This is a genomic window from Parabacteroides caeci (assembly GCF_023656795.1).
Classification (GTDB): domain Bacteria; phylum Bacteroidota; class Bacteroidia; order Bacteroidales; family Tannerellaceae; genus Parabacteroides; species Parabacteroides segnis.
Genome location: NZ_JAMOKT010000059.1, coordinates 20,386 through 44,186, shown reverse-complemented (window position 1 = coordinate 44,186; position 23,801 = coordinate 20,386). Strand labels below are relative to the sequence as shown.

Annotated in this window: 16 protein-coding genes; 14 read left to right on the top strand and 2 right to left on the bottom strand. The window is 42.1% G+C overall.

The window, feature by feature from the left end:
- The first annotated feature begins 126 nt into the window (after positions 1-126).
- From NBH15_RS22925 to trpS, 11 genes are all read left to right on the top strand, one after another.
- Positions 127-1,668: a sulfatase family protein gene (locus NBH15_RS22925; RefSeq protein ID WP_010801553.1), complete on the top strand. Its 1,542-nt coding sequence runs from the start codon at positions 127-129 to the stop codon at positions 1,666-1,668.
- 75 nt (positions 1,669-1,743) lie between these two features.
- Positions 1,744-2,313, top strand: a complete 570-nt coding sequence (locus tag NBH15_RS22920; protein WP_128133826.1) for an RNA polymerase sigma-70 factor — start codon at positions 1,744-1,746, stop codon at positions 2,311-2,313.
- Between the two features lie 65 nt (positions 2,314-2,378).
- Positions 2,379-3,365: a FecR domain-containing protein gene (locus NBH15_RS22915; protein ID WP_128133804.1), complete on the top strand. Its 987-nt coding sequence runs from the start codon at positions 2,379-2,381 to the stop codon at positions 3,363-3,365.
- Between the two features lie 214 nt (positions 3,366-3,579).
- Positions 3,580-6,891: a SusC/RagA family TonB-linked outer membrane protein gene (locus tag NBH15_RS22910; protein ID WP_250823629.1), complete on the top strand. Its 3,312-nt coding sequence runs from the start codon at positions 3,580-3,582 to the stop codon at positions 6,889-6,891.
- A gap of 12 nt (positions 6,892-6,903) precedes the next feature.
- Positions 6,904-8,595 carry a RagB/SusD family nutrient uptake outer membrane protein gene (locus NBH15_RS22905; RefSeq protein ID WP_244050314.1) on the top strand — a complete coding sequence of 564 codons (1,692 nt, stop codon included), beginning with the start codon at positions 6,904-6,906 and terminating at the stop codon, positions 8,593-8,595.
- A 233-nt stretch (positions 8,596-8,828) separates the two neighbouring features.
- A complete protein-coding gene (locus tag NBH15_RS22900) occupies positions 8,829-10,364 on the top strand; it encodes a sulfatase family protein (protein ID WP_128133805.1) in 1,536 nt (511 codons plus the stop codon).
- A gap of 179 nt (positions 10,365-10,543) precedes the next feature.
- On the top strand, positions 10,544-12,883 hold the full coding sequence (locus tag NBH15_RS22895; protein ID WP_128133806.1) for a DUF5703 domain-containing protein: 2,340 nt from the start codon (positions 10,544-10,546) through the stop codon (positions 12,881-12,883).
- 173 nt (positions 12,884-13,056) lie between these two features.
- A complete protein-coding gene (locus NBH15_RS22890; protein WP_250823628.1) occupies positions 13,057-15,207 on the top strand; it encodes an alpha-L-fucosidase in 2,151 nt (716 codons plus the stop codon).
- Positions 15,208-15,304: 97 nt separating this feature from the next.
- Positions 15,305-17,848, top strand: a complete 2,544-nt coding sequence (locus NBH15_RS22885) for a glycoside hydrolase family 95 protein (protein ID WP_250823627.1) — start codon at positions 15,305-15,307, stop codon at positions 17,846-17,848.
- A 234-nt stretch (positions 17,849-18,082) separates the two neighbouring features.
- A complete protein-coding gene (locus NBH15_RS22880; RefSeq protein ID WP_250823626.1) occupies positions 18,083-19,528 on the top strand; it encodes a sulfatase family protein in 1,446 nt (481 codons plus the stop codon).
- A gap of 45 nt (positions 19,529-19,573) precedes the next feature.
- Positions 19,574-20,629: a tryptophan--tRNA ligase gene (trpS, locus tag NBH15_RS22875; RefSeq protein WP_250823625.1), complete on the top strand. Its 1,056-nt coding sequence runs from the start codon at positions 19,574-19,576 to the stop codon at positions 20,627-20,629.
- 58 nt (positions 20,630-20,687) lie between these two features.
- Here the strand turns inward: trpS and NBH15_RS22870 are convergent, their stop codons facing one another.
- Positions 20,688-21,035, bottom strand: coding sequence for a HepT-like ribonuclease domain-containing protein (locus NBH15_RS22870; RefSeq protein WP_010801557.1), 348 nt, complete (start codon positions 21,033-21,035; stop codon positions 20,688-20,690).
- Positions 21,025-21,333 carry a nucleotidyltransferase family protein gene (locus NBH15_RS22865; protein ID WP_007655564.1) on the bottom strand — a complete coding sequence of 103 codons (309 nt, stop codon included), beginning with the start codon at positions 21,331-21,333 and terminating at the stop codon, positions 21,025-21,027. The genes NBH15_RS22870 and NBH15_RS22865 overlap by 11 nt, the downstream gene beginning before the upstream one ends.
- Positions 21,334-21,521: 188 nt before the next feature.
- Here NBH15_RS22865 and NBH15_RS22860 point away from each other — a divergent pair, with 188 nt between their 5' ends.
- The 3 genes from NBH15_RS22860 to NBH15_RS22850 all read left to right on the top strand — a co-directional run bounded on the left by NBH15_RS22860 (position 21,522) and on the right by NBH15_RS22850 (position 23,795).
- Entirely contained in the window at positions 21,522-22,040 is a 519-nt protein-coding gene (locus tag NBH15_RS22860) for an RNA polymerase sigma-70 factor (RefSeq protein WP_044245988.1), read from the top strand.
- Positions 22,041-22,140: 100 nt separating this feature from the next.
- Positions 22,141-22,935 (top strand): porin family protein, encoded by a 795-nt coding sequence (locus tag NBH15_RS22855; RefSeq protein ID WP_250823624.1) that lies wholly within the window; start codon positions 22,141-22,143, stop codon positions 22,933-22,935.
- A gap of 14 nt (positions 22,936-22,949) precedes the next feature.
- Positions 22,950-23,795, top strand: coding sequence for a FecR family protein (locus tag NBH15_RS22850; RefSeq protein ID WP_250823623.1), 846 nt, complete (start codon positions 22,950-22,952; stop codon positions 23,793-23,795).
- Positions 23,796-23,801 lie beyond the last annotated feature (6 nt).

Here is a 23,801-nt window from a genome sequence, read left to right as displayed (position 1 = left end):
TTATTGCTGGTAGGTTGCTCCTCAGCAGAGCCTACTTCCTCTTAACATCCTGATACAAAGATAAATTATAAAAGTTAATTAATAATGAATTATCCAACTTTGTTTGGATTTTAAATGGAAAGAGATATGAATAAGTTAATCAAAAATCGCGGGCTGCTTCTTTCTTTAGGCAGCCTGGCAGTCTTTAGCAGTTGTGCCCAACAACAGCCACAGGAAGCAAAGAAGCCGAATATCGTGTTCATCTTTGCGGATGATATGGGATATGGAGATGTTTCTGCATTGAATGAAAACTCCAAGATAAAAACGACTAATATCGACCGGATTGCTAATGAAGGAGTTGTTTTTACAGATGCACATTCCAGTTCGTCTGTCAGCACACCTTCGCGTTACGGCGTGTTGACCGGACGGTATAACTGGCGTTCCGATCTCAAATCCGGTGTATTGATGGGATACAATAAGGCTTTGATCGCTCCGGACCGCCGAACGATCGCTTCTGTGCTGAGGGATCAGGGGTATCAGACGGCATGTATCGGTAAATGGCACCTCGGATGGGATTGGAATAATATAGAAGCAGGGCCGGATAGTGTGGATTTTAGCAAACCTATCTCCAACGGGCCTACGACAAGAGGTTTCGATTATTTCTATGGGATCATTGCTTCCCTGGATATGGCTCCTTATGTTTATGTGGAAAATGATATGCCGACTGCTTTGCCTGACCGGGTGACTGTGAATGACGGTATGAAGTATTGGCGTAAGGGACCGACGGCTTCCGATTTTGATCATGAACAGACGTTACCCAATTTTATCAACAGGGCGGTGGATTATATCCATGATAAATCAAAGGAAGACAAGCCTTTCTATCTGTATCTCCCGTTACCGGCTCCTCATACTCCGATCTTGCCGATCAAGGAGTACCAGGGTAAATCCGGTCTGAATCCTTACGGTGATTTTGTACTGATGGTGGATGATATGGTAGGCAAGGTAATGAAAGCATTGAAGGATGCCGGTGTTGATGATAATACAATATTGGTATTCAGTACCGACAACGGTTGCAGTCCGCAGGCCAAGTTTGATGAACTACAGGAAAAGGGGCATTATCCGAGTTATATTTATCGCGGGCATAAAGCCGACTTATTTGACGGCGGTCACCGTATCCCTTGTGTTGTAAGATGGCCGGCACAGGTTAAACCTCATACGGTAAGCCAGACGGTCTGTCTGACAGATTTCTTTGCGACGTTTGCCGCTGTTGCCGATTATCAGTTGAAAGATTCTGAAGGTGAGGACAGCTACAATATCTTGCCTTTGTTGTTGAATGAGAAAGAAAGTAATGTTATCCGTGAGGCTACGGTTCATCATTCGATCAATGGTGATTTCACGATCCGTAAAGGAGAGTGGAAGCTATTGTTGTCTCCCGGTTCCGGTGGTTGGAGTTTTCCGAGACCAGGTACGGATGATGATGTTATCAAAACATTACCGTTGGTTCAGTTGTATAATATGAAGGATGATCCGGCAGAAACAAAAAATGTATATGCAGAACATCCTGAGATCGTGAAAGAGCTGAAGGAACTGATGATAAAATATGTCAGGGAAGGCCGTAGTACTCCGGGAGTCCCTCAGAAAAATGATGGTCCCGAAGTCTGGAAGCAACTAAGCTGGATAGAAGAATAATATTTTGAATCCTTGGAAAATCCCGGAAAACAGTTACTTTTGTTTTCCGGGATTTTATTTATCCGAGGGAGAGATATGTTAACAGAAAAGAGGAATATACCGTATGATTTTGAAGAAATATATGTATCATATTTCTCCAGGATGAAATGTTTTGCCCGTGAATATGTCTTGTCCGAAGAAGATGCGGAAAACATTGTACAGGATGTTTTTACAGAACTTTGGGAGAAAAAAGAGTTACTTACCTATAATATAAATTTAGTCGCATTTCTTTTTACTGCTGTAAAAAACAGATGTATAGATCATTTACGCCATAAAGTAACCGTGAGAGAAGCGGTAAACCAAATGCAGGAAGAATACCAGATTACTTTAAATGTGAAACTGGCGTCTTTGGAATTGTTTGACCAATCACTTTTGTCGGAGCAGGATGTTGAAAAGATAATTTCAGAGGCAATCGACTCGTTACCTGAAAAATGTCGGGAGATTTTTATTAAAAGTAAAATAGAAGGGAAGAAACAGAAAGATATTGCCGCAGAATTGAATTTGTCTCTTAAAACCGTTGAGAACCAAATGAATATAGCTTATAAGAAAATCAAGTCCGAGTTAAAAGATTATTTGCCTCTTCTTTTATTTTTTTTGAATAACTAAAAAAATAATTTCCTCTTTGGGGGTTTTTATACCTTCATCCGTTTACTAATTACTAAACGGAAAATATGGACGAACGAATATATAAATACTTTTATGAGGAGCTTTCCCCTGAAGAACGGGTTTCTTTGTTGCGTGATGTTGAAGCAAATGAAGAACTGAAAAGACAATTCGCAGAATATCAGAATCTGTATGCCTTGTTGAATTTGGGGCATCAGGTGGAAAACAGAGAGGTCGGCAAACATAAGTTCAATCAGTTTGTTTCCAGGAAGCAACGTGGAGTTCGCCTGAAATTGTGGTCACGGCGATTCAGTTATGCTGCTGTTATTACCTTACTGGTTGTTTCATCAAGTATATTGACGTATTGGTATGTGTGGAATAGCCTGCAACAGGATTTATCAGCCAATATAATGAATACTTTATATACACCGGCCGGGCAGCGTGCACAACTTGTTTTGCAGGATGGAACGGAAGTGTGGCTGAATGCGAAGTCGAAACTGGTTTATCCGGCACAGTTTGTTGGAAAGGAAAGACGGGTGACCGTTGAAGGAGAAGCCTTTTTTAATGTAGCGAAAAATCCCTCAAAACCATTTATCGTTTCAACACAAGATGTCGATATGAAGGTGCTGGGGACACAGTTTAACGTTTTCTGCTATCCGGATGCCGGGTATATACAGACTAGTTTGCTGGAAGGTTCCGTCAAAGTGTTTTTTCCGGATAAAGAAAATGAAGGGGTTATTCTGAAACCGGACCAGCAGGTTACCGTTTCTCAAGGGGAAATGCATGTTTCACCGATAAACCTGGAAGATCATTTTTTATGGCGTGAAGGTATTTATGCTTTTGAGAACGAACCTTTGATTGAGATCCTGAAGAAAATGGAGCTATATTATGATGTCAGGATTGTAGTTAAAGATACTTCTCTGTTTAACGATACCTATACAGGAAAGTTCAGGCAGCGTGATAGTCTGGATGATGTATTCCGGGTATTACAACAGATACGGAGATTCAAAATCGAAAAAGATAAAGATCGAAATATTATAACCTTGAGTAAATAACATGTTAAACTAAAAATGAGATGCTTATGAGGAAATAACACAAGTAAGAAAACAAAAGCGACAGAAGCTACCAACAACTGCCGCCGATGTAAAGTAAACACAAGATGTAAAATTTTAGTATTCACTTTAAACATTGAACAAATGTATGAAAAGAAAAACTTTGTTACAGTATTTTGCTGTGCATAATAACAGCATTAAAGATTTTTTTAGGATTATGAGAATATCGCTGGTTCTTTTATTTGTCTGTGTATTTCAGTTGATGGCAACTGATATGGATGCACAAAATACAGTAGTCAAGATTAAACAGAATAATATTTCTGTTAAGCAGTTTATAAAAGAGATCGAATCTCAGACTGACTACCTGGTTGTTTTTCGCAATCAGGATGTAGATGTCGATAAGATGATTTCTTTTAGAAAGACATCTGCCAAAGTCGCAGAACTTTTGGAGGAAATGTGTAAAAATGCCGATATTAATTATGTATTTGAAAATAATTATATCACACTTTCCAAAGCTCTTCCGGATGTAAAGCAGAACAAGAAGAGAGTCACAGGTGTTGTGACCGATGCTAAAGGTGAACCGGTAATCGGAGCCAATGTCGTAGAAGCTGGAACGACGAATGGTTCTATTACAGATGTAGACGGAAACTATACTTTAGACGTTAACGATGATGCGACTATCCAGTTTTCATTTATCGGGTATCTCAGTCAGAGTGTGAGTGTGAAAGGAAAGACCGTTCTTAACATTACACTTATAGATGACACGCAGGCTTTGGATGAGGTGGTCGTTGTTGGTTATGGTACCGCAAAGAAGAGCGATTTGGCTGGTTCTGTTGTTCGTGCCGATTTGGGAACATTAAAAGAATCCCCGAATATCAGTTTGGCTTCAGCTTTGCAGGGAACTGTTCCCGGTTTAAATGTGGGTGCGGTCACAGAGGCAGGAAAAGGGCCGGATATATCTATCCGCGGGCGTACTTCCATCAGTGGGGGAAATTCTCCGCTGATAGTCTTGGACGGTATTATATTCCGTGGTGAAATAGTTGATATTAATATGAATGATGTAGAATCCATTGATATATTAAAAGATGCCAGTGCTGCTGCTATTTATGGGTCGGAAGCCAGTAATGGTGTAATCCTTATTACATCGAAAACAGGAAGAGCGATGAGTAAGCCGACTATTGAGTACAGTGGTTCTTATTCATTCCAGTCTCCGACAAACAAAGACATGTATCCGGAAAACAGGGATGGTTTTCTACGTAAGGTTGCTGACCGTTATCTGGATGAAAGCCGGACCGGAGATGATATGCTGCAAATGAATCCTAATTGGGACCCGACGAAACATATGATGGATAATAATACGTTGAATGGTTATTTGAATGGAACCAATACGGATTGGTGGGATTTATTGACAAATGATCATCCTTACATCCAGAATCATAATTTGAGTGTACGTGGAAAGAGTGAATTAAGCAGTTACTTTTTCTCTATGGGATATACCGACCAGCAGAATCTGGTGATTAATGATACTTATAAACGTTATAACATACGTGTTAATTTAGATACTAAAATTACCAATTGGTTAAAGGTGGGTGTTCAGTCCTTCTTTGCTTTAAGCGACTATTCCGGTGTTGCTCCGAGTTTGAGTACAGTTATCGCTTTACCTCCGATTGTATCTCCGTATGATGAAGAAGGTAACATGATCAAACAGCCTTATAAATATTATAATAATCCTTTGCAATCTCTTGATCGGGATGATGTAAATAAGCGCTACAATCTGTTTGCTAATTTTTATGCGGATATAGATTTTCCGTTTATCAAAGGTCTGAATTATCGTTTGAATTTCTCTCAAAATCTGATTGAAAATAAATTATTCAATTTTAATGAATGGGGATCTAACTTTACAGGTGAAGGCTCTAAAGAAAATAATAGTACCTACAATTATACGGTTGACAATATTTTAACTTACAAAAATACATTTGGAAAACATGCTGTAAATGCGACTTTTGTATACGGTATTGAAAAACGGCAGTATGAAATGACTAAAGCCGGATCCACTAATTATGCGAATTCAGCTTTAGGTTTTAATAATCTTGGTGCGGGACAGGCAGATCTTCAGACTGCGAAGTCCGGAGCTTGGGAAGAATCCAGTTTGTATACAATGTTTCGTGCAAGTTATACTTATGCCGATAAATATATTTTTACGGGGACGGTTCGAAGAGATGGTTTTTCCGGATTTGGAGAAAATCATAAGTATGGTGTATTCCCATCCGGAGCGGTAGCCTGGCGTATTAGTGAGGAAGATTTTTTCAAAGATAAGATCGACTGGATAGAGAATTTGAAATTACGTCTTTCGTATGGGCAGAATGGTAATCGTACCGTTGGACGTTATCAGACGTTAGCTAAGATGGGATCTGGAGTTGGATCTGTAAAATTTGATGATACGACTTACAATTCAGGATATTTGTTTGGAGATGGTGCCAGTGCAGAACAAATGCAATGGATTTTATCGCTTGCCAATGCGGATTTGAAATGGGAAACAACGAATACATTCAATGCGGCTGTTGATTTTAGCGCTTTAGGTAGCCGTATTTACGGAACATTGGAGTATTATACTTCTCAAACGAATAATTTGTTATATAATATCGAAATTCCCGAAATCAACGGCATTGGAAAAATTCCTACGAATATTGGGAAAATGAGTAATAAAGGCTTTGAAATGACGGTAACAGGTGTACCTGTGCAGACTAAAGATTTCCAATGGGACGTTACATTTAACTTTTCCCGCAACCGTAATGAGATAAAAAGTATTTTGGGTAATGATGCTGATGGCGATGGCCGTGAAGATGACCTGATAGCTAACAAAATTTTTATAGGCCATCCTTATGGTGTGTGCTACGATTATAATATCATAGGCATGTGGCAACTGGCAGATAAACAGGCCGGCTTGATTCCTTCAGGCTTTGAATATGGAACTTATAAGGTGGAGGATATAGATGGCGATGGTAAATATACGGCCGATAAGGACAGAAAGATTCTGGGTTATACAGATCCAGCTTATCGTTTTAGCATTCAAAACTCATTCAGGTATAAAGACTGGGAATTTAAATTCATGATCAATTCCGTACAGGGAGGAAAGAATTATTATTATGGTCAGCCAGGTAAGAGTCTGGCTAATCCGGATAATATCTACCAGAATAACCTGTTTAAATTTGATTATTGGACACCGGAAAATCCCAATGCACGTTATCGTCAGATCGGTTATTATCCGGAGGCTTTGGGCGGACATGCTTTTTCTCCTTATGTCCAGCGTAATTTTGTCCGTTTGCAGGATGTTACATTGTCTTATAATGTTCCGGCTTCTTTCTTGAAAAAGTTTAATGTAAACAGATTAAAGCTATATGTAACAGGTAAGAACCTGCTGACTTTTACGGATTGGGACGGATGGGATCCGGAAACAGGCAAAGGCTTGGAATCAGATGCTTATCCGGTTATGAAAAGTTATTCAGTCGGTCTTAATGTCGAATTTTAAAACACAGCAATTATGAAAACAATAAAATATGGCATCAGCTTATTATTGAGTCTGCTTACCTTTATCGGATGTGATGACTTTCTGGAAGAGAAACCGTTGGATTTTTATTCTCCGGAGAATTCTATGGTCACGACCGAGCATTTTCAATCTTCATTGAATTACCTTTATAATCGGGTAAGAAGGCAGCTTTGGGAAATGGATCCGGATAGCAGATTGGCTTTTTATTATGCAACTGATTTTGCTCATAACTCTACTGATTATTATAAACCGGCTAAATTGAATGATTATGTCAATACAATGGTTCCAACTTCCAATATACCGAAAAATATATGGAATGAAGTGTATGACGTTATTACGAATGCCAATGTTATTTTGAACCGGATTGATCAAACGGATCAGGTTAATGATGAAAATAAGTCTGTAATTAAAGGAGAAGCTAAATTTTTCCGGGCTTATTCTTACCGGATGCTGGCACATTTATTTGGCGGTGTTCCTCTGACTTTAGAAGAGGTAACAGTTCCACGTCGTGATTACGTTCGTGCGACACGTGAAGAGGTATACAAACAGACTAAGCAGGATTTGGAGGACGCAGTTAATTTACTTCCTGATATTGAATCGGTAAAAGATGGGAAAGTAAATAAACAACTTGCTTTACATCTGCTTACGGAGATCAATATTTGTTTGGGGCTGTACGATGAAGCTGTTAAAACAGCTAGTGATGTCATTAATCATCCGGAACTTTGTCTGATGACTGACCGCTTTGGTTCCCGTCAAGCCGAAGAGGGGGATGTGTATTGGGATCTGTACCGGCTTAACAATCAAAACAGAACCAGCGGAAATAAGGAAGGGCTTTGGGTACTTCAATATGATTATTTGAATAGTGGGTCGACGACCTCTTCTAATCTGGGTGGTTATTTTATCATTCCTTTTTATCAGAATATTATGATTACAGCTAAAAATGCAGCAGGAGAAGATGTTGCAACAACAGCTTTTGCCGGTATTACAGATGGAATGGGGGGACGTGGAATAGGTTGGGTACAACCGACTAAATATTTCTTTGAAGAGATTTGGTCTGGAAATGATATTCGTAATTCGGAATATAATATTATGCATGATGTGAGAATCAATAACTCCACTTCTCCAGCAGCCGGAAAATGGTTTGTAAAAGACGGATATTCTAAACAGGCTGATTCTATCCGCCAGTGGTATCCGATTATAACGAAATTTTCTCGTATGAATAATTTCCCGGAAGAGTTTTGGTTGAGAGATAGCAACGGAAATCCTTTAATGACTATGTTTGGTGAACACCTGATGAGTAATAGTGCCAATTCTTCTTATAAAGATGAATACCTGTTTCGATTGGCCGAGACTTATCTCCTTCGTGCAGAAGCATATCTGATGAAAGGCGATAAGGCTAGCGCTACCGCAGATATTAATGTAATTCGTAAAAGAGCGCATGCGGAGCCTGCGGGAGCAGATGAAGTCGATATTGATTATTTACTGGATGAACGTATGAGAGAATTATATGGTGAAGAACTTCGTATGCTGACTTTGTGTCGCATGGGTAAGTTAGTGGAACGTAATCGGAAGTATAATCCTGTAACCGGGAAATCAATAGAAAATCATCATAATTTATGGCCTATTCCATATAGTGAAATAGAACGGAATACGGAAGCTGTGATAGAACAGAATCCGGGATATTAATTTGTAATAATCAGTTTGGAGTGTTCAGGTGAATTGTTAGCCCTTTATGTCTGGACACTCTTGAATATATCCGAGAAGGACGAAGTACTCCCGGAATTCTTCAAAAGAATGATGGCCCTGAAGTTTGGAGCCAATTGAGTTGGATGGAAGAATAAGGATCTTTGAAATTTGTATAAATCCCGGAAAACTTTAGAAATCGTTTTTCGGGATTTTAATGATAAAATCTAATAAAAATGAACAAACGAATACTTATTTTGTCAAGTATGATGGTCGGTATAGGCTTTCATTTAGTAGCGCAGGATAAGAAATTACCGAATATTGTTTTTATCCTGGCTGATGATTTAGGATATGGTGATCTTTCATATTTGAATGAAAAAGGGAGAATTAAAACTCCCAACCTGGATAGAATGGCCGAAAATGGCGTTGTATTTAACGATGCTCATTCCTCTTCAGCAGTCAGCACTCCATCCCGATATGGAATACTAACTGGACGTTACAATTGGCGGTCAACATTGAAAAATGGGGTATTGGGTTGGTATGATAAACCTTTGATAGCAGGAGATAGAACTACTATGGCCAGTATGCTGAGAAATCAGGGTTATCATACTGCTTGTATTGGAAAATGGCATTTAGGTATGAATTTTCCTACAAAAGATGGCGAGAAACCTGTTGATACACCTGATGCATATAATCTCGATTTTTCAAAAGAAATAACGGGAGGACCTTGTGATGTCGGATTTGAATATTTTTTTGGCGTTGATGCACCCAACTATCCTCCTTATTGCTTTATTGAAAATCGTCATACAATAGGAATGCCGGACTTTTATTATCCGCTTAGTAAAGAAATGGATGCCCGTCCCGGAAGAGGATTGGCTAATTGGAAAATGGAAGAAATTCTCCCTGCTTTAGAAGAAAAAGCTGTTATGTATATAACTCAGGCAGCAAGTAATGAAGATCCGTTTTTTCTTTATATCCCGTTAACTTCTCCTCATACACCGATTGTTCCGACGGATGAATTTGCAGATCAGTCGAAATTGAATAAATATGCTGATTTTGTGATGCAATCGGATGCTGTGGTAGGGAATATAATGAAGGCACTGGCAGATAATAATATTGCGGATAATACAATAATTGTCTTTACTTCCGATAATGGCTGTTCTCCACAAGCTGATTTTAAACTACTTGCAGAAAAAGGGCATAACCCTAGTTATATTTTCCGTGGAATGAAATCTGATTTATTTGAAGGAGGACACCACATTCCCTGTATTGTCAGTTGGCCTTCAGAAATTAATCATCATCGTGTAGACCAGACTATTAGTCTGATTGATTTTATGGCTACATTTGCTTGTATAACGGGCTATGAATTGTCTGATGACGAAGCAGAAGATAGCTATAATATATTGCCTCTGTTGATCCAGGCAGATTACAAACCAAAAATACGTGAAGCAACTGTATACCATTCTATTAGAGGTGGCTTTACTATTTGTAAAGGCGATTGGAAATTACTTTTATCTCCCAGTTCAGGCGGATGGAGTTTTCCAAAACCGGGAAATGATGATGAACTTATTAAAACTTTACCTTCCATACAACTATATAATATGAAGGATGATCCGGCAGAAACTAATAATGTGTATGCCGAATATCCTGAAATTGTCAATGAACTTAAAGCTTTGATGACTAAGTATGTCAAGGAAGGGCGAAGTACTCCCGGAATTCCTCAAAAGAATGATGCACCTGAGGTTTGGAGGCAATTGAGTTGGATGAAATAATTAAAAAAATAAAAATATAGAGACTTTTCTTGAGGAAGGGTCTCTATATATCCGTCTATTTATCACCAGAGCAGGAATATATAAACGAATATTTTAAAATCAATATCATGAATTCTCTAAAATGTTTTCAATTCTTAATCTTTCTTCTGATATTATTATCCTGTCAAAGCAAGGAGAAAATGGCTAATGAAACCCTGTGGACCGACATGTATAATATTACTTGGGAGCAACCTTCATTGAATGCTTCGGAGTCTATGCCTTTAGGTGGAGGAGATATCGGTTGTAATGTTTGGGTTGAATCGGGTGATATTCTGTTTTATATGCAGAAAAGCGGTAGTTTTAGTGAAAATGGCGAATACCTGAAATTAGGGCGCGTCCGTTTACGTCTTACGCCTAATCCTTTTGCCGGAGTGACTGGTTTTCAACAATCTCTCAGGCTGGAAGACGGTTCGATTCTGATTTCGGCCGGTGAAGAAGATAAAGAATCGGTTCATATTAAAATGTGGGTGGATATTTTTACACAATCCATTCACTTCGATCTGCATTCGGATAAAAAAATAGCCATGGAAGCTTTTTATGAGAACTGGAGAACGGAGGATCGGGAGTTGGCTAATGAAAAGAGAGGTCGTTTCGGATGTTTTGGAATGGAAGGTTATCCGGGGGAAGTGATTAAGAAGAAAGATCAGATTGCTTTTTCGGAAAACGGTATCCTGTTTTACCATCGGAATGCGGAAAATACATTATCACCTGATGTGATGATAGAGCAACAGAAACTGACTAAATATAAAGATGAGATTTGTAATACTATCAGTAATCTGACGTTCGGAGGTTTTATGTTTGGCGATAATCTGGTAGCCGGTGATGTAACGGAAGGAAGGTATTGTAACACTGATTTTAAAGCATGGTCTTTGAAAAGCAAGGAAACCAGCAATAATTATCATCTACAGATTGTTACTCACAGGGAACAGACTCCGGATATGAACCAATGGACAACCCGTTTAAAAGAAAAAGCAGCATTGGTGGATAAGGAGAAAGGAAATCCGGGAAAAAATGCGGAATGGTGGCGGCAGTTCTGGAACCAAAGTTGGATTATCACTGATCCGGCCCGGAAAGATACAGGTAGTTTATGGGAAGTTGGACGTAATTATCAACTCTTCCGCTATCAGCTGGGCTGCAATATGTATGGAGAATATCCATCCAAGTTTAATGGTGGTAACCTTACATTCGATCCGGGATATGTCGACCCCAAAATGGAGCATGATCCTGATTGGCGCCAATGGGGCGGCGATGTCTTTACCGCACAAAACCAACGTCTCCTTTTCTGGCCTATGCTGAAGAGTGGCGATTTTGACGGGATGATTGCCCAGTTCAATTTATATAAAAGAGGATTACGCGGTGCCCAGTTAAAAGTCCGGGAGTATTTCGGACATAACGGGGCCGTGTATTGTGAATATGCAAATGATGCAGGTTTGGATTTTGGTGCCGGATGGGGATGGGAAGGAAGTAAAATGAGACAGCGCGGGAAGGAATTACCGTTCGGCTCACCTGAGATAAAAGCTGTCAATACCTATTTTGAGCCTGTTGAACAAGGAGTTATGGCTAACGGTTCCATCTCTTATCATTGGGAATCACAGGTAGAACATGCGTATATGCTTTTGGAATATAATCGTTTCACCGGAAGAAATATTGATGAATATATGCCTTTTATCAAGAATGCCTTGATTTTCTTCGATGAGCATTATCAAAAAAGGCAGCAGATGAGGGCTGGGAAGACGTTGGATGAAAACGGGAAGCTGGTTTTCTTTCCGTCTACTTCGTGCGAGTCCTATCGGGGTGCAAAAAATCCGGCGGATCTGGTTTCCGGTATCCGTTCCTGTCTGGAATCGTTGCTGGTGTTGCGGAGCGACTCTGTGTCGGATAAGGACAGAGCCTATTTCTCCGCTTATCTGGAACGATTGCCCGATTTATATTATGATGTGATAGAGGGTGATACGGTTGTGAAACCGGCAGAATCCTATATCAAGTATCAGAATGTGGAGTGTCCGCAGTTTTATCCTCTTTTTCCTTTCAACCGTTACGATATAAACAGTAGTGAGATTCCTGTATTCAGAAACACATGGAAACATGGGAATTTCCCGAAGAATATGGTAATCAGCTGGCATCAGGACGGCATTTTTTATGCCCGGATGGGGATGGTAGAGGAGGCGTATCAGTATAATAGGCAGAAACTGAAGGATTCGGAACGACGTTTCCCCACGTTCTGGGGGCCAGGGCACGATTGGGTACCGGATCATAATTGGGGAGGCTCGGGTATGATCGGTTTGCAGGAGATGTTATTGCAAACTATAGGAAACAAGATACATGTATTACCTTGCTGGCCGAAAGACAAAGATGTCTGTTTCAAGTTGCATGCTCCTCAAAACACAACTGTGGAAGTGGAATATAGAAATGGTGAAATACAAAAGCTGGAAGTTTTGCCGGAAAGCCGGATGAGAGATGTTGAACTGTTTTTGGAATGATTAAAAATATATTGCTGAGTGAAATAGCAGGTTGAGGTGATATTCAGTGTGTGAATACAACCGGAAAGTCCTTCCTTGCAAACCTTTGCGTAGATTTTTCCCGGCACTTATTTTTAAGTCAAAGATTAATACTGTATTTTTGATCAAATTATCATATCATAATAAACACACACATGAAAAAAATCTATTCTTTTCTGCTTGGGACAATGCTTTTTACAGCATGTTCGCAAACGCAAGAAGGAGGTATGCCTTTTCAAAATACGATTAAGATTGAAGAGGGGGACAGTCAGGAACTCATCATTGAAAAGGCGGCCCATGTTGTTCCGACTCCGAACCAGTTGGCTGCACTGCAAAATGAATTTATTGCTTTTATTCACTTCGGGCCGAATACGTTTACCCGGATGGAATGGGGGAACGGTATGGAAGATCCTAAAATATTCGATCTGAAAGAGCTCGATACCGATCAATGGTGTGAGGCGATGAAAGCTGCCGGGATGAAAATGGTTATCCTGACTGCGAAACACCATGATGGCTTTGTGTTGTGGCAGAGTAGGTACACAAAGCACGGGATTATGTCTTCCGGTTTTGATGATGGAAAAGGAGACGTTCTGAAAGACCTGTCGGCTTCTTGTCAGAAATACGGACTGAAGTTAGGTGTTTATCTTTCGCCTGCCGATTTGTTCCAGATAGAAAGCCCGGATGGTTTATATGGAAATCTAAGTAAATACACTAAACGGACCATCCCGCGCGAAGTTCCCGGCAGGCCGTTCGCTAATCAAACGAAATTTGAATTTGTAGTGGATGATTACAATGAGTATTTCCTGAACCAGTTGTTTGAGGTCTTGACAGAATATGGTCCTATACACGAAGTCTGGTTCGATGGTGCCCATCCGAAGCGGAAAGGCGGACAGACCTACAACTATCCTGCCTGGAAAGAACTGATTCATAAGTTGGCTCCGGATGCCGTTATTTTCGGTCGCGAAGATGTGCGCTGGTGTGGTAACGAAGCCGGAGGAACAAGACCGACCGAATGGAATGTAGTTCCTTATCCGGCAGATCCGGATACCATGACGCAGTTTGCCGATATGACAGATGCCGTATTGGGTGGACGTGACGAATTGTATAAAGGAAAATATCTTCATTATCAACAGGCTGAAACCAATACATCCATCCGCGAAGGTTGGTTTTACCGGGACGATACACATCAGCAGGTTAGAAGTGCCGATGATGTATTTGATATATATGAACGGGCAGTTGGTGGAAACTCGACCTTCCTGCTGAATATACCGCCTAACCGTGATGGGAAATTCTCTCCCAGGGATGTCGAATCGTTGAAAGAAACCGGTAAACGTATCCGTGAAACATATGGTACGAATTTGCTGGCTGGAGCCAAAGGACCGAAAGAGGTGTTGGATGGAAAAGAGGATACTTATTTGTTGATGAAAGATAAGGAGTTCACTGTTAAGATGCCTTCTCCGGTAACGATCAACCGTATCATGCTTCAGGAAGCGATTGCGAAGAATGGGGAGCGTGTGGAAAAACATGCGGTAGATGCCTGGATCGACGGTGCCTGGAAAGAGATTGCCGTTTCCACCAATATCGGATATAAACGCATACTTCGTTTTCCGGAAATAACAACCGATAAACTTCGTTTCCGTTTATTGGAATCGCGTCAGACTCCGGCTATCAGCCATATATCCGCCCATTATTATAAATCCCGTCCGCCTCAGTTGGGTTTCCGGCAGGATATGAACGGAATGGTTACGATCGAACCCAAATTGCAGGACTTCGGGTGGAAGTCTCATGGCGAGAATGCCGCCGGAAACCTGAACGCCGGTTATAAGATCTATTATACGACTGACGGAACAGAGCCGACTGAAGCATCCGCCGAATATACGGAACCTGTGCAGCTGGATCGTTGCGAACTGAAAGCCGTGGCTGTTTTACATGGCGAGAAAGGAACAGTGTCCGGTGAACGACTGGGGTTGATCAAGAAAGACTGGAAGTTGTTGGATGCAAAAGGGGGGAGTAATCCGTCCCTTCTTGCTTTAGATTTGGGTAATAATCAGGATTTGAATGGGTTTGCCTACAAACCACAGACCGGCAAAGGTTTTAAAGGGGGAGTGACAAAAGGAACTTTTAAAGTCAGCGATGATGGCAAAAACTGGCGAACGGTGGAAAGTTTTGAATTCGGTAATTTGATTAACGATCCGAGCAAACGGTACCATTATTTCAAGAAGTCAGTCTCTGCCCGTTATGTACGTTTCGATATAACAGAAATGGCACAGGGACAGTTTACAATAGGTGAATTAGACCTGCTCTGATTGAAAATGGCTTAAATACTTTTGATGTCTCCGGAAAACAACTACTTTTGTTGTCCGGAGACATTGTTTTATCAATTATAATTCTAATATCATCATTATGCGCATTTTATCTTATTTTTTGTTCGTATTCGCTTTTGTTGCGTGTGCGGAAACACCAAGGGAAGAGCCATTGTCTTTATGGTATGATCGCCCGGCGGAGAACTGGAATGAAGCCTTGCCCATAGGGAACGGTCATGCAGGTGCTATGGTGTTCGGAGGTGTAGACTCGGAACAGTTACAGTTGAATGAAAATACTTTATACAGTGGAGAGCCTTCGGTCATCTTCAAAGATATAAAGGTCACCCCGGAGATGTTCGACAAAGTGGTGGGGTTGATGAAAAAAGAAAAATATAAAGAAGCAACCGACCTGGTATGTGAAAACTGGCTGGGACGTTTGCATCAGTATTACCAACCTTTTGCCGATCTTCATATTAAGAACAATAAATCCGGTGAAGTCAGCGAATACAAGCGCGACCTGAATATATCGGATGCCATAGCCGGTACGCGTTATGTGCAGAACGGCATAGCATATGAACGTGAGGTCTTTGCGTCGAATCCGGAGAATGTAATTGTTGTCCGCCTGAAAAGTAATAAGCCGGACGGGATTGATATTTCCCTCAATTTCACATCGGAGCATCCGACTGCTGTACAAAAAAGCAAGAACGACCGTCTGGCCGTACAAGGCAAGGCTCCCGGATATGTGGAACGTCGCACGTTCGAACAGATGGAAACCTGGGGCGACCAGCATAAACATCCGGAGCTGTACGATGAGAAAGGCAACCGGAAGTTTGATAAACGTGTATTATACGGTGAAGAGATAGACAACAAAGGAATGTTGTTTGAGGCACAGATCAAGCCTGTTTTACCTTCAGGCGGTACTTGCGAAATCACAGATTCAGGTATACATGTTAGCGGAACGGATGAAGTTTATTTCGTCATGAGTCTGGCTACCAGCTATAACGGTTACGATAAAAGTCCGAGCCTGGAAGGTATAGACCCGGCTCAGAAAGCTGCCGGTATATTGGATAAGGCTGTTGCCTATGATTACAAAGAGTTGAAAAAGAGACATCTGGATGATTACCGGAATTTGTTCGACCGGGTAAAACTGAAGCTGGTATCAGACCAGGAACAACTGGCTTTACCTACCGACGAACGTATTATCCGTTTTGATGAAAAAGCTGACCCGGCTCTGTCTGCCTTACTGTTCCAGTACGGTCGTTATCTGATGATTAGCGGTTCGCGTCCCGGCGGCCAGCCGTTGAACTTACAGGGAATCTGGAATAAGGAAGTCGTTCCGCCATGGAACTGTGGATATACTATGAATATCAATCTGGAAATGAATTATTGGATGGCAGAGACTGCTAATCTGTCGGAATGTCAGGAACCCTTATTTACTCTGATTAAGGAACTGTCGGAAACCGGAGCAGAGACTGCCCGCGACATGTACGGTCGTCGGGGTTGGGTGGCTCATCATAACACTTCCCTCTGGCGCGAATCCCTGCCGAACGACAATGTCCCTTCCGCCTCTTTCTGGCCGATGGTACAGGGATGGTTATGCAGCCATTTGTGGGAGCATTACCTGTATTCCGGTGATAAGGAATTTTTGAAAAATACGGCTTACCCGTTGACGAAAGGTGCTGCCGAATTCTTTGCCGACTGGTTGATCGACGATGGAAAAGGCCGTCTGGTTACTCCCGTCGGTGTCTCTCCGGAGAACTGGTTTATTACTCCCGGCGGCGAAAGAACCGCTTTGAGTATGGGCCCGACGATGGATATGGCGATTATTCGTGAAACATTCGAGCGGACCATCCAAATGTCTGAAATGTTTAACCTGGATACCGATTTCCGCAAAGAATTGGAAGATAAACTGGCTAAACTGCTTCCTTATCAGATAGGTAGCCGCGGCCAGTTGCAGGAATGGATGTACGACTTTAAAGAGCAGGACCCGCAACACCGCCATTTATCTCATCTGTACGGTTTCTATCCGGGCGACCAAATCACACCGGATAAAACGCCTGAGTTGTTTAAGGCTGTAGAACAGACATTGAACTTGCGTGGCGACGCAGCTACCGGTTGGTCAATGGGCTGGAAGATTAACTGTTGGGCCCGTCTGCTGGATGGCAATCATGCCTATGAAATTATCAGGAACTTATTCAATCCGGTTCAGTTCGGGCCGAAGAAAAGAAACGGCGGAGGTTTATACAGTAATTTGCTGGATGCTTGTCCGCCTTTCCAGATCGACGGTAACTTCGGATATGCTGCCGGTGTAGCCGAGATGTTGATGCAGAGCCATGCCGGATTTATCCAGTTATTGCCGGCCTTGCCTGATGTATGGGGCGAGGGGGCCGTGTCCGGTCTGAAGGCACGTGGCAATTTCGAAATAGCGATGCAATGGAAACAAGGCAGTCTCTCAGAGGCGACCCTCCTTTCCAATAAAGGAAACGAATGCCGTTTGCGGACAGCTGTCCCGGTAACAATCAGGCAAGGAAGCAAGGAGATCGCATCGTCTTCTCCGGTAACTTCCAACGGGAAGGAATATTTCGAAACAGTATTTGCGACTACTGCGGGAACAAGCTACCGGGTAATTCCGGTTACGCCTTGATGTAATTCTTAAGCTCCGGTAAGTAACTCTATTTATCTGCTTATGTAATCTGTTGCCGACGCTGTCGGCAATATTGTTGACACTGTCGAAAGCTTTGCCGACACTGTCGTTTATTTAGCCGACAGCGTCGGCAACAGATTACATAGGCAATCAAGTAATAAAACATCCTGTTTAATAAAGATTTATCTTCGGATGGCAATAAATATAAAGCACATAACATAAAACAGATCTTTTATGAATAAGAAATTAACCTTATTAAGTACGGCCATGCTTTCAGCAACCAGCCTGTTTGCCGCCGACAAGAATCCCAACATCATCCTGATACTGGCGGATGACATGCGTGGAACAGCAATGGATTTCCTGGGTATCGAGGACATACACACTCCCAATCTGGATAAACTGGCTGCCGAAAGTACCGTCTTTACGAACGCTCATATCATGGGCGGAACCTCCGGCGCCGTCAGTATGCCGAGCCGTGCCATGCTGATGACTGGTAAATATCTCTACACCTTGGAAAAGCAGGGGGCAACTGTTCCGGAAGACCATAAACTGATCGGTGAAACATTGCAGCAGTCCGGTTATAATTCCTTTCATACCGGCAAATGGCATAACGGCTATCAGGCAATGAACCGTTGTTTCAATGATGGCAAAGGCATCTACTTCGGTGGCATGTGGGACCACTGGAACGTACCGCTCTACGACTACAATGCCGATTGCGACTATAGCAATAAACGCCCTGTCGTAAAAGATTGGGCAAAAAGCAATGTCATTACGTATGAAAAAGGCGAATATATGCTCTCCGGCAAACACTCGGTAGATATCTTTACCGAAGATGCCATCGAATATATCGAAAAACAAAAGGAAGCCGGCAAACCCTTCTTCCTCTCCGTTGCCTATATGTCGCCGCACGACCCGCGTACTATGCCGGACGAATACATGCGCCAGTACGACTTCGACAAAATCCAGTTGCCGCCGAACTATATGGATAAGCATCCGTTCGACAACGGTGAACTGGTGATCCGTGACGAGGTACTCGCCGCTATTCCCCGTGTGCCAGACGAAATCAAGAAGCATATCATGGAATACTACGCTATGGTTACCCATGTGGACCGCCGTGTGGGCGATATCGTGAAAGCCTTGAAAGAAACGGGTGAATATGAAAATACAATCATCGTCTTTGCCGGCGATAATGGATTGGCTGTCGGACAACACGGTCTGATGGGCAAGCAGAATGTGTATGAACATAGTGTCCGTGTTCCTCTGATGATTAAACAGGTAGGCAAAGATGTCAAAGGACAGAGGAGTGATAAACTGTGTTATCTGATTGACGTTTTCCCGACTTTGTGCGAGATGGTCGGTGCGAACATCCCTTCTTCGGTAGACGGTGTGAGCCTTGTTCCCGCCATCAAGGAAGACAAGCCGGTGCGCGATTATCTCTATTACAGCTACATGGATAACCAACGTGCCGTATCCGATGGCGAATGGAAGCTGTGCGAATATAATGTAAAAGGCGTGCGTACCACCCAACTGTTCAATCTGAAGGCTGATCCTTGGGAGATGAATAACCTGGCAGGAGAAAAGAAACATGCCAAACTGATTAAGAAACTGCGCAGGCAAATGACTTTGGAGCAGGAGAAAACGAAAGACAATTCGTCTTTCTGGAACGGATTTGTATTCTAAAATTACTATCTTTGCGGCTGTTTGAATAAAATAAAGAATTTAGAAATGGAAACAGTAGTAAGTGGCATCAGGCCAACAGGTAATTTGCATCTGGGGAATTACTTCGGAGCAGTAAAGAGTTTTCTGCAAATGCAGAATGAGTATAATTGCTTTTTCTTTATTGCAGACTGGCACTCCCTGACTACGCATCCGCGTCCGGAAAATATCCGTAACAGCGCGAAGACAATCCTGGCTGAATATCTGGCCTGCGGCATCGATCCCGAAAAGGCGACTATCTATATACAGAGCGACGTGCGTGAAGTGGCAGAGTTGTATCTCTACCTCAATATGAATGCCGGTATCGGCGAATTGATGCGTACGACTTCTTTCAAGGATAAGGCGCGTCAGATGCTTCATATCGACCGTGTAAATACGGCGGAAGGTGACGTGGAAAAAGAAATCTTCAACGAAGGAAACCGTCATAGTGTAAGTGCAGGCTTGCTGACTTACCCGACTTTGATGGCCGGTGATATCATCATCCACAAAGCCGTGAAAGTGCCGGTAGGAAAAGACCAGGAACAGAATATGGAGATGGCCCGTCGTTTTGCCCGCCGCTTCAATTCAACGTTTGAAGTCGATTTCTTCCCCGAACCAGCATCATTCCACTTGACAGAGAAGGCTGTAAAAGTGCCTGGCCTGGACGGTTCCGGTAAGATGGGTAAAAGCGAAGGCAATGCCATTTATCTGATCGACGATGAAAAAGCAATCAAGAAAAAGGTCATGAAGGCAGTCACCGATGCCGGTCCTACGGAACCGAACAGTGTGAAGCCCGAACCGATTGCCAACTTGTTTGCCATGATGGATATCGTTTCAACGAAAGATACATACGATTTCTTCAACGAAAAGTACAACAACTGCGAAATCCGTTACGGCGATTTGAAGAAGCAGCTGGCAGAAGATATCAACAACTTCTGTGCACCGATCCGCGAAAAGATTATCGACATCCGTTCCAACGAGGAATACATGGAGAAAGTAGCCCGCATGGGAGCCGAAAGAGCCCGCGAAAGTGCCTCTAAAACATTAGCGGAAGTGCGTGAAATTATCGGGTTTCGGCCGTATTGATTTCAGGATAGTTTAGGAGAAAAAAAGAGAGGCACGCAGAGATCTATTCTGTGTGCCTTTATAATATGGTGAAACCTCCTAATAAGTCTTCAACTTGTTCTTTTAGTTTCGGCAGATTTTTGTTAACAACTCCCCAGATAATGACGTTGTCGACTTTATCATAGCCATGGATTACAAAGTTACGTAAGTCAACAATCTTTCTGGCGTCATCTATCTGAATGTCGGGTTCCATATCTAATATGTGCTTTGCAGCTTCACCGATAATTTCCAGTTCCCGTTCTACTGCTCTACGCAATAGTTTGTTTTGTTCATAAGCGAAGAAATCTCTTTTCTCACCCAGATACTCCTCGATCGATGAGATCGATTGTTGTATATCATATAGATATTTCTGAATACTACGCGCCATAAAGAAGCTGTTTTGTCTGTTCTACATCGGCAATAAAGAATGGGTTTGAGAGTGAACGATGAGTGACAAGATCGATTTTCCTTCGAAACAACTCTGTTAGTTTATTATGTAAAAGAAAATAATTATCGGTATATTCTTCAATAGAAATATCCGGCTCGAACTCTATCAGTAGGTCGATATCGCTTTTTTCGGTAAATCGGGGTGTATTTACCGAACCAAAAGCATAAAGGCTTTTTACTTTATACCGCCGACAAAGCTCCTTTAGAGCTTCCAGTTTATTGTGTAAAATGTGGTTCATACTACCTCCTGTCTTTTTTGTTACACAACAAAGATAACAATCTTGCAATAAATCGTGCTGGATTTGATAATAGATTAACTATCCTTTAGCCCATAATTTCTTAAATATGTGATAAAGATGTTGAAATTATATCTGACTATCAAGAAATCTGCTTTACTTTGTGGTGAATAGTTACAGATAGCAAACGTATGGCAATCATTTCCAGCGGAGAGTTTGAACAGTATTTCAGGGATTTGTATAAACCTCTGTGCTTGTTTGCGCTTCGTTTCACTGAACGGTTAGATGATGCGGAGGATATTGTACAGCAAGCCTTTGCCGATGTATGGGATAAGAACATCAATAATGTGTTGATTGAGAATCTTAAATCCTATATGTATCAGGCGGTACGCAACCGTTCCCTGTCGCTGGTGACTCAGCCGGTCGAATTGCAGACTACCGACCAGTACCCGGATATGGAAGACGTGTCGGAAGAAGAGCAGATGTATAATGCCGAACGCGATGCCCGATTGTGGAATGCCATCGACGGTTTACCTCCCGAACGCAAAAAAATCTTTTTACTTTCCAAACGCGACGGCCTGAAATACCAGGAGATCGCGGAAGAACTGAATATCTCAATCAAGACGGTTGAGAATCAGATGGGTAAGGCTTTGAAAGCGTTGCGGGAAACAGCTGTGCGTATCTATAACTTTCTCTTGGGGCTGGCGTGACCTGAGAAAAAAGTTTTATCCGGAGTAGGGGTTTTTTCCATTAACTCTGTCTTAGAGACAAAAGGTATTACAAATTTTTGTTTCACTAAGAATGAGAGAAATGATGATGAAGAAGATTACATCTTGCGTGATGTTGATGATGATGTTGATGTGTGTGACGGAGGTTAGTGCACAATGGTCTGTAACTCCTGAGGCCGGAATGAATGTGACGAAGTATAAGGGATCACTTTCCGCGATTGGCTTTAAAGCCGGTGCAGCCGTGAGCTACACTTTTGGATCGGGATTGTTTTCCCTTCAGTCCGGTCTGTATTATGTACAGCGAGGAACGGGGAAAAGCTTTTTTGGAACGGCTTATGGTAAAGGTATTGACCAGGACGGTAAAGAACAGGACCGTTATATATCCTTCTCTCCGGGCGGTTTATGGTGCGGTGGTAGCGGCGATATGGGATATTATGGCTCTTATTTTAGTAGTGGCAAAGGATTCTTTCCACAGGATATGCGAGTAGATGGTATCACATTGAGTGAAGGAAGTACTCGAAGAGACTATTTGCAGTTGCCGATCCTGGGCCGTTTTAACTGGAAGGTTGGCAAAGATGTAAAGTTGCATATAGCTGCCGGCCCTTATTTGGCTTATGGGATTTCCGGAAAGACTAAGTCTAAAACAATGGAAATGTCAGAAAAGGGATATTCAACAACGGATGAATCTTGGAACCCATTTGGACAACACATTAGTTATAGACGTTTCGACTGGGGTTTTATGTTGAATGCAGGTCTGGAAGTAAAACGCTTTACGCTGAATGTCTCGTATGATTTAGGACTAGGTAAAGAATATAAATCTCAGAATATGGATTTGAAATATCAAACCGTAAGTTTTACAGTAGGATATAGATTTTAGAGAATTAAATAAATATGAACAACGAGCAGGAACATAAACTGGAACAACGCATTCGTTTCGTAGCGAAACACTACGAGGAAGGACGTTTGGATACTGATAAGGCTTGGCAAAAGTTTGCCGGCAAGCATCAGGTGCGCCGTACGGTCTCTTTCCGTCGCTACTGGATGGCGGCTGCATCGGTGTTGTTGCTGCTCATTGGTTTTGGTACCTATTTTATAACCGATCGTAATTCGCCCGAATGGGTTGCTGTTACGACCGAACCGGGACAAATCATGGAAGTTTACCTGCCCGACAGCACATTGATTTCGATGGCTGGTAATTCTTCCATCCGATATGATAAAAAAGCTTACGGAAAAGAACGGCGTGTAGTGGAGATGAAAGGAAAAGCCTTTTTCCAAGTGACGCGGAATGAAGCACGCCCCTTCTCTGTATATACTGAACGGACGGAAGTCACCGTGCTCGGCACTAGTTTTCAGATAGATGAACAGCCGGACGGGACGGATGTGGATGTGATGACCGGTAAAGTCAGCTTTGGCGCTACCGGATGCGAAACGGACAAAGTGATATTAACCGCCGGAATGTCGGCCTCCTATTCTATGGAAAGTAAAGGAATCACGATACTTGAAGAAGAAGACCTAAATACCCTGTCGTGGAAAACCCGGCAGTTGCGCTTCAATGACACCCCGCTGGAGAAGGTGGTTAGCGATCTGAGTGAATATTATCAGGTGAATATAATCAATAAAGCAGAAACCCCGAATCTGAAACTGACGGCCACTTTCAATGATCTTCCGCTGGAAGATGTTTTATTGGTTATCAACCAGACACTCGATACCCGTCTGGCTCCTGACCCCAATAAATAAGTAATC

Coding starts and splice junctions, on each gene's coding strand:
- NBH15_RS22925 (WP_010801553.1), top strand. CDS start 127: ATGAATAAGTTAATCAAAAATCGCGGGCTGCTTCTTTCTTTAGGCAGC.
- NBH15_RS22920 (WP_128133826.1), top strand. CDS start 1,744: ATGTTAACAGAAAAGAGGAATATACCGTATGATTTTGAAGAAATATAT.
- NBH15_RS22915 (WP_128133804.1), top strand. CDS start 2,379: ATGGACGAACGAATATATAAATACTTTTATGAGGAGCTTTCCCCTGAA.
- NBH15_RS22910 (WP_250823629.1), top strand. CDS start 3,580: ATGAGAATATCGCTGGTTCTTTTATTTGTCTGTGTATTTCAGTTGATG.
- NBH15_RS22905 (WP_244050314.1), top strand. CDS start 6,904: ATGAAAACAATAAAATATGGCATCAGCTTATTATTGAGTCTGCTTACC.
- NBH15_RS22900 (WP_128133805.1), top strand. CDS start 8,829: ATGAACAAACGAATACTTATTTTGTCAAGTATGATGGTCGGTATAGGC.
- NBH15_RS22895 (WP_128133806.1), top strand. CDS start 10,544: ATGGCTAATGAAACCCTGTGGACCGACATGTATAATATTACTTGGGAG.
- NBH15_RS22890 (WP_250823628.1), top strand. CDS start 13,057: ATGAAAAAAATCTATTCTTTTCTGCTTGGGACAATGCTTTTTACAGCA.
- NBH15_RS22885 (WP_250823627.1), top strand. CDS start 15,305: ATGCGCATTTTATCTTATTTTTTGTTCGTATTCGCTTTTGTTGCGTGT.
- NBH15_RS22880 (WP_250823626.1), top strand. CDS start 18,083: ATGAATAAGAAATTAACCTTATTAAGTACGGCCATGCTTTCAGCAACC.
- trpS (WP_250823625.1), top strand. CDS start 19,574: ATGGAAACAGTAGTAAGTGGCATCAGGCCAACAGGTAATTTGCATCTG.
- NBH15_RS22870 (WP_010801557.1), bottom strand. CDS start 21,035: ATGGCGCGTAGTATTCAGAAATATCTATATGATATACAACAATCGATC.
- NBH15_RS22865 (WP_007655564.1), bottom strand. CDS start 21,333: ATGAACCACATTTTACACAATAAACTGGAAGCTCTAAAGGAGCTTTGT.
- NBH15_RS22860 (WP_044245988.1), top strand. CDS start 21,522: ATGGCAATCATTTCCAGCGGAGAGTTTGAACAGTATTTCAGGGATTTG.
- NBH15_RS22855 (WP_250823624.1), top strand. CDS start 22,141: ATGATGATGAAGAAGATTACATCTTGCGTGATGTTGATGATGATGTTG.
- NBH15_RS22850 (WP_250823623.1), top strand. CDS start 22,950: ATGAACAACGAGCAGGAACATAAACTGGAACAACGCATTCGTTTCGTA.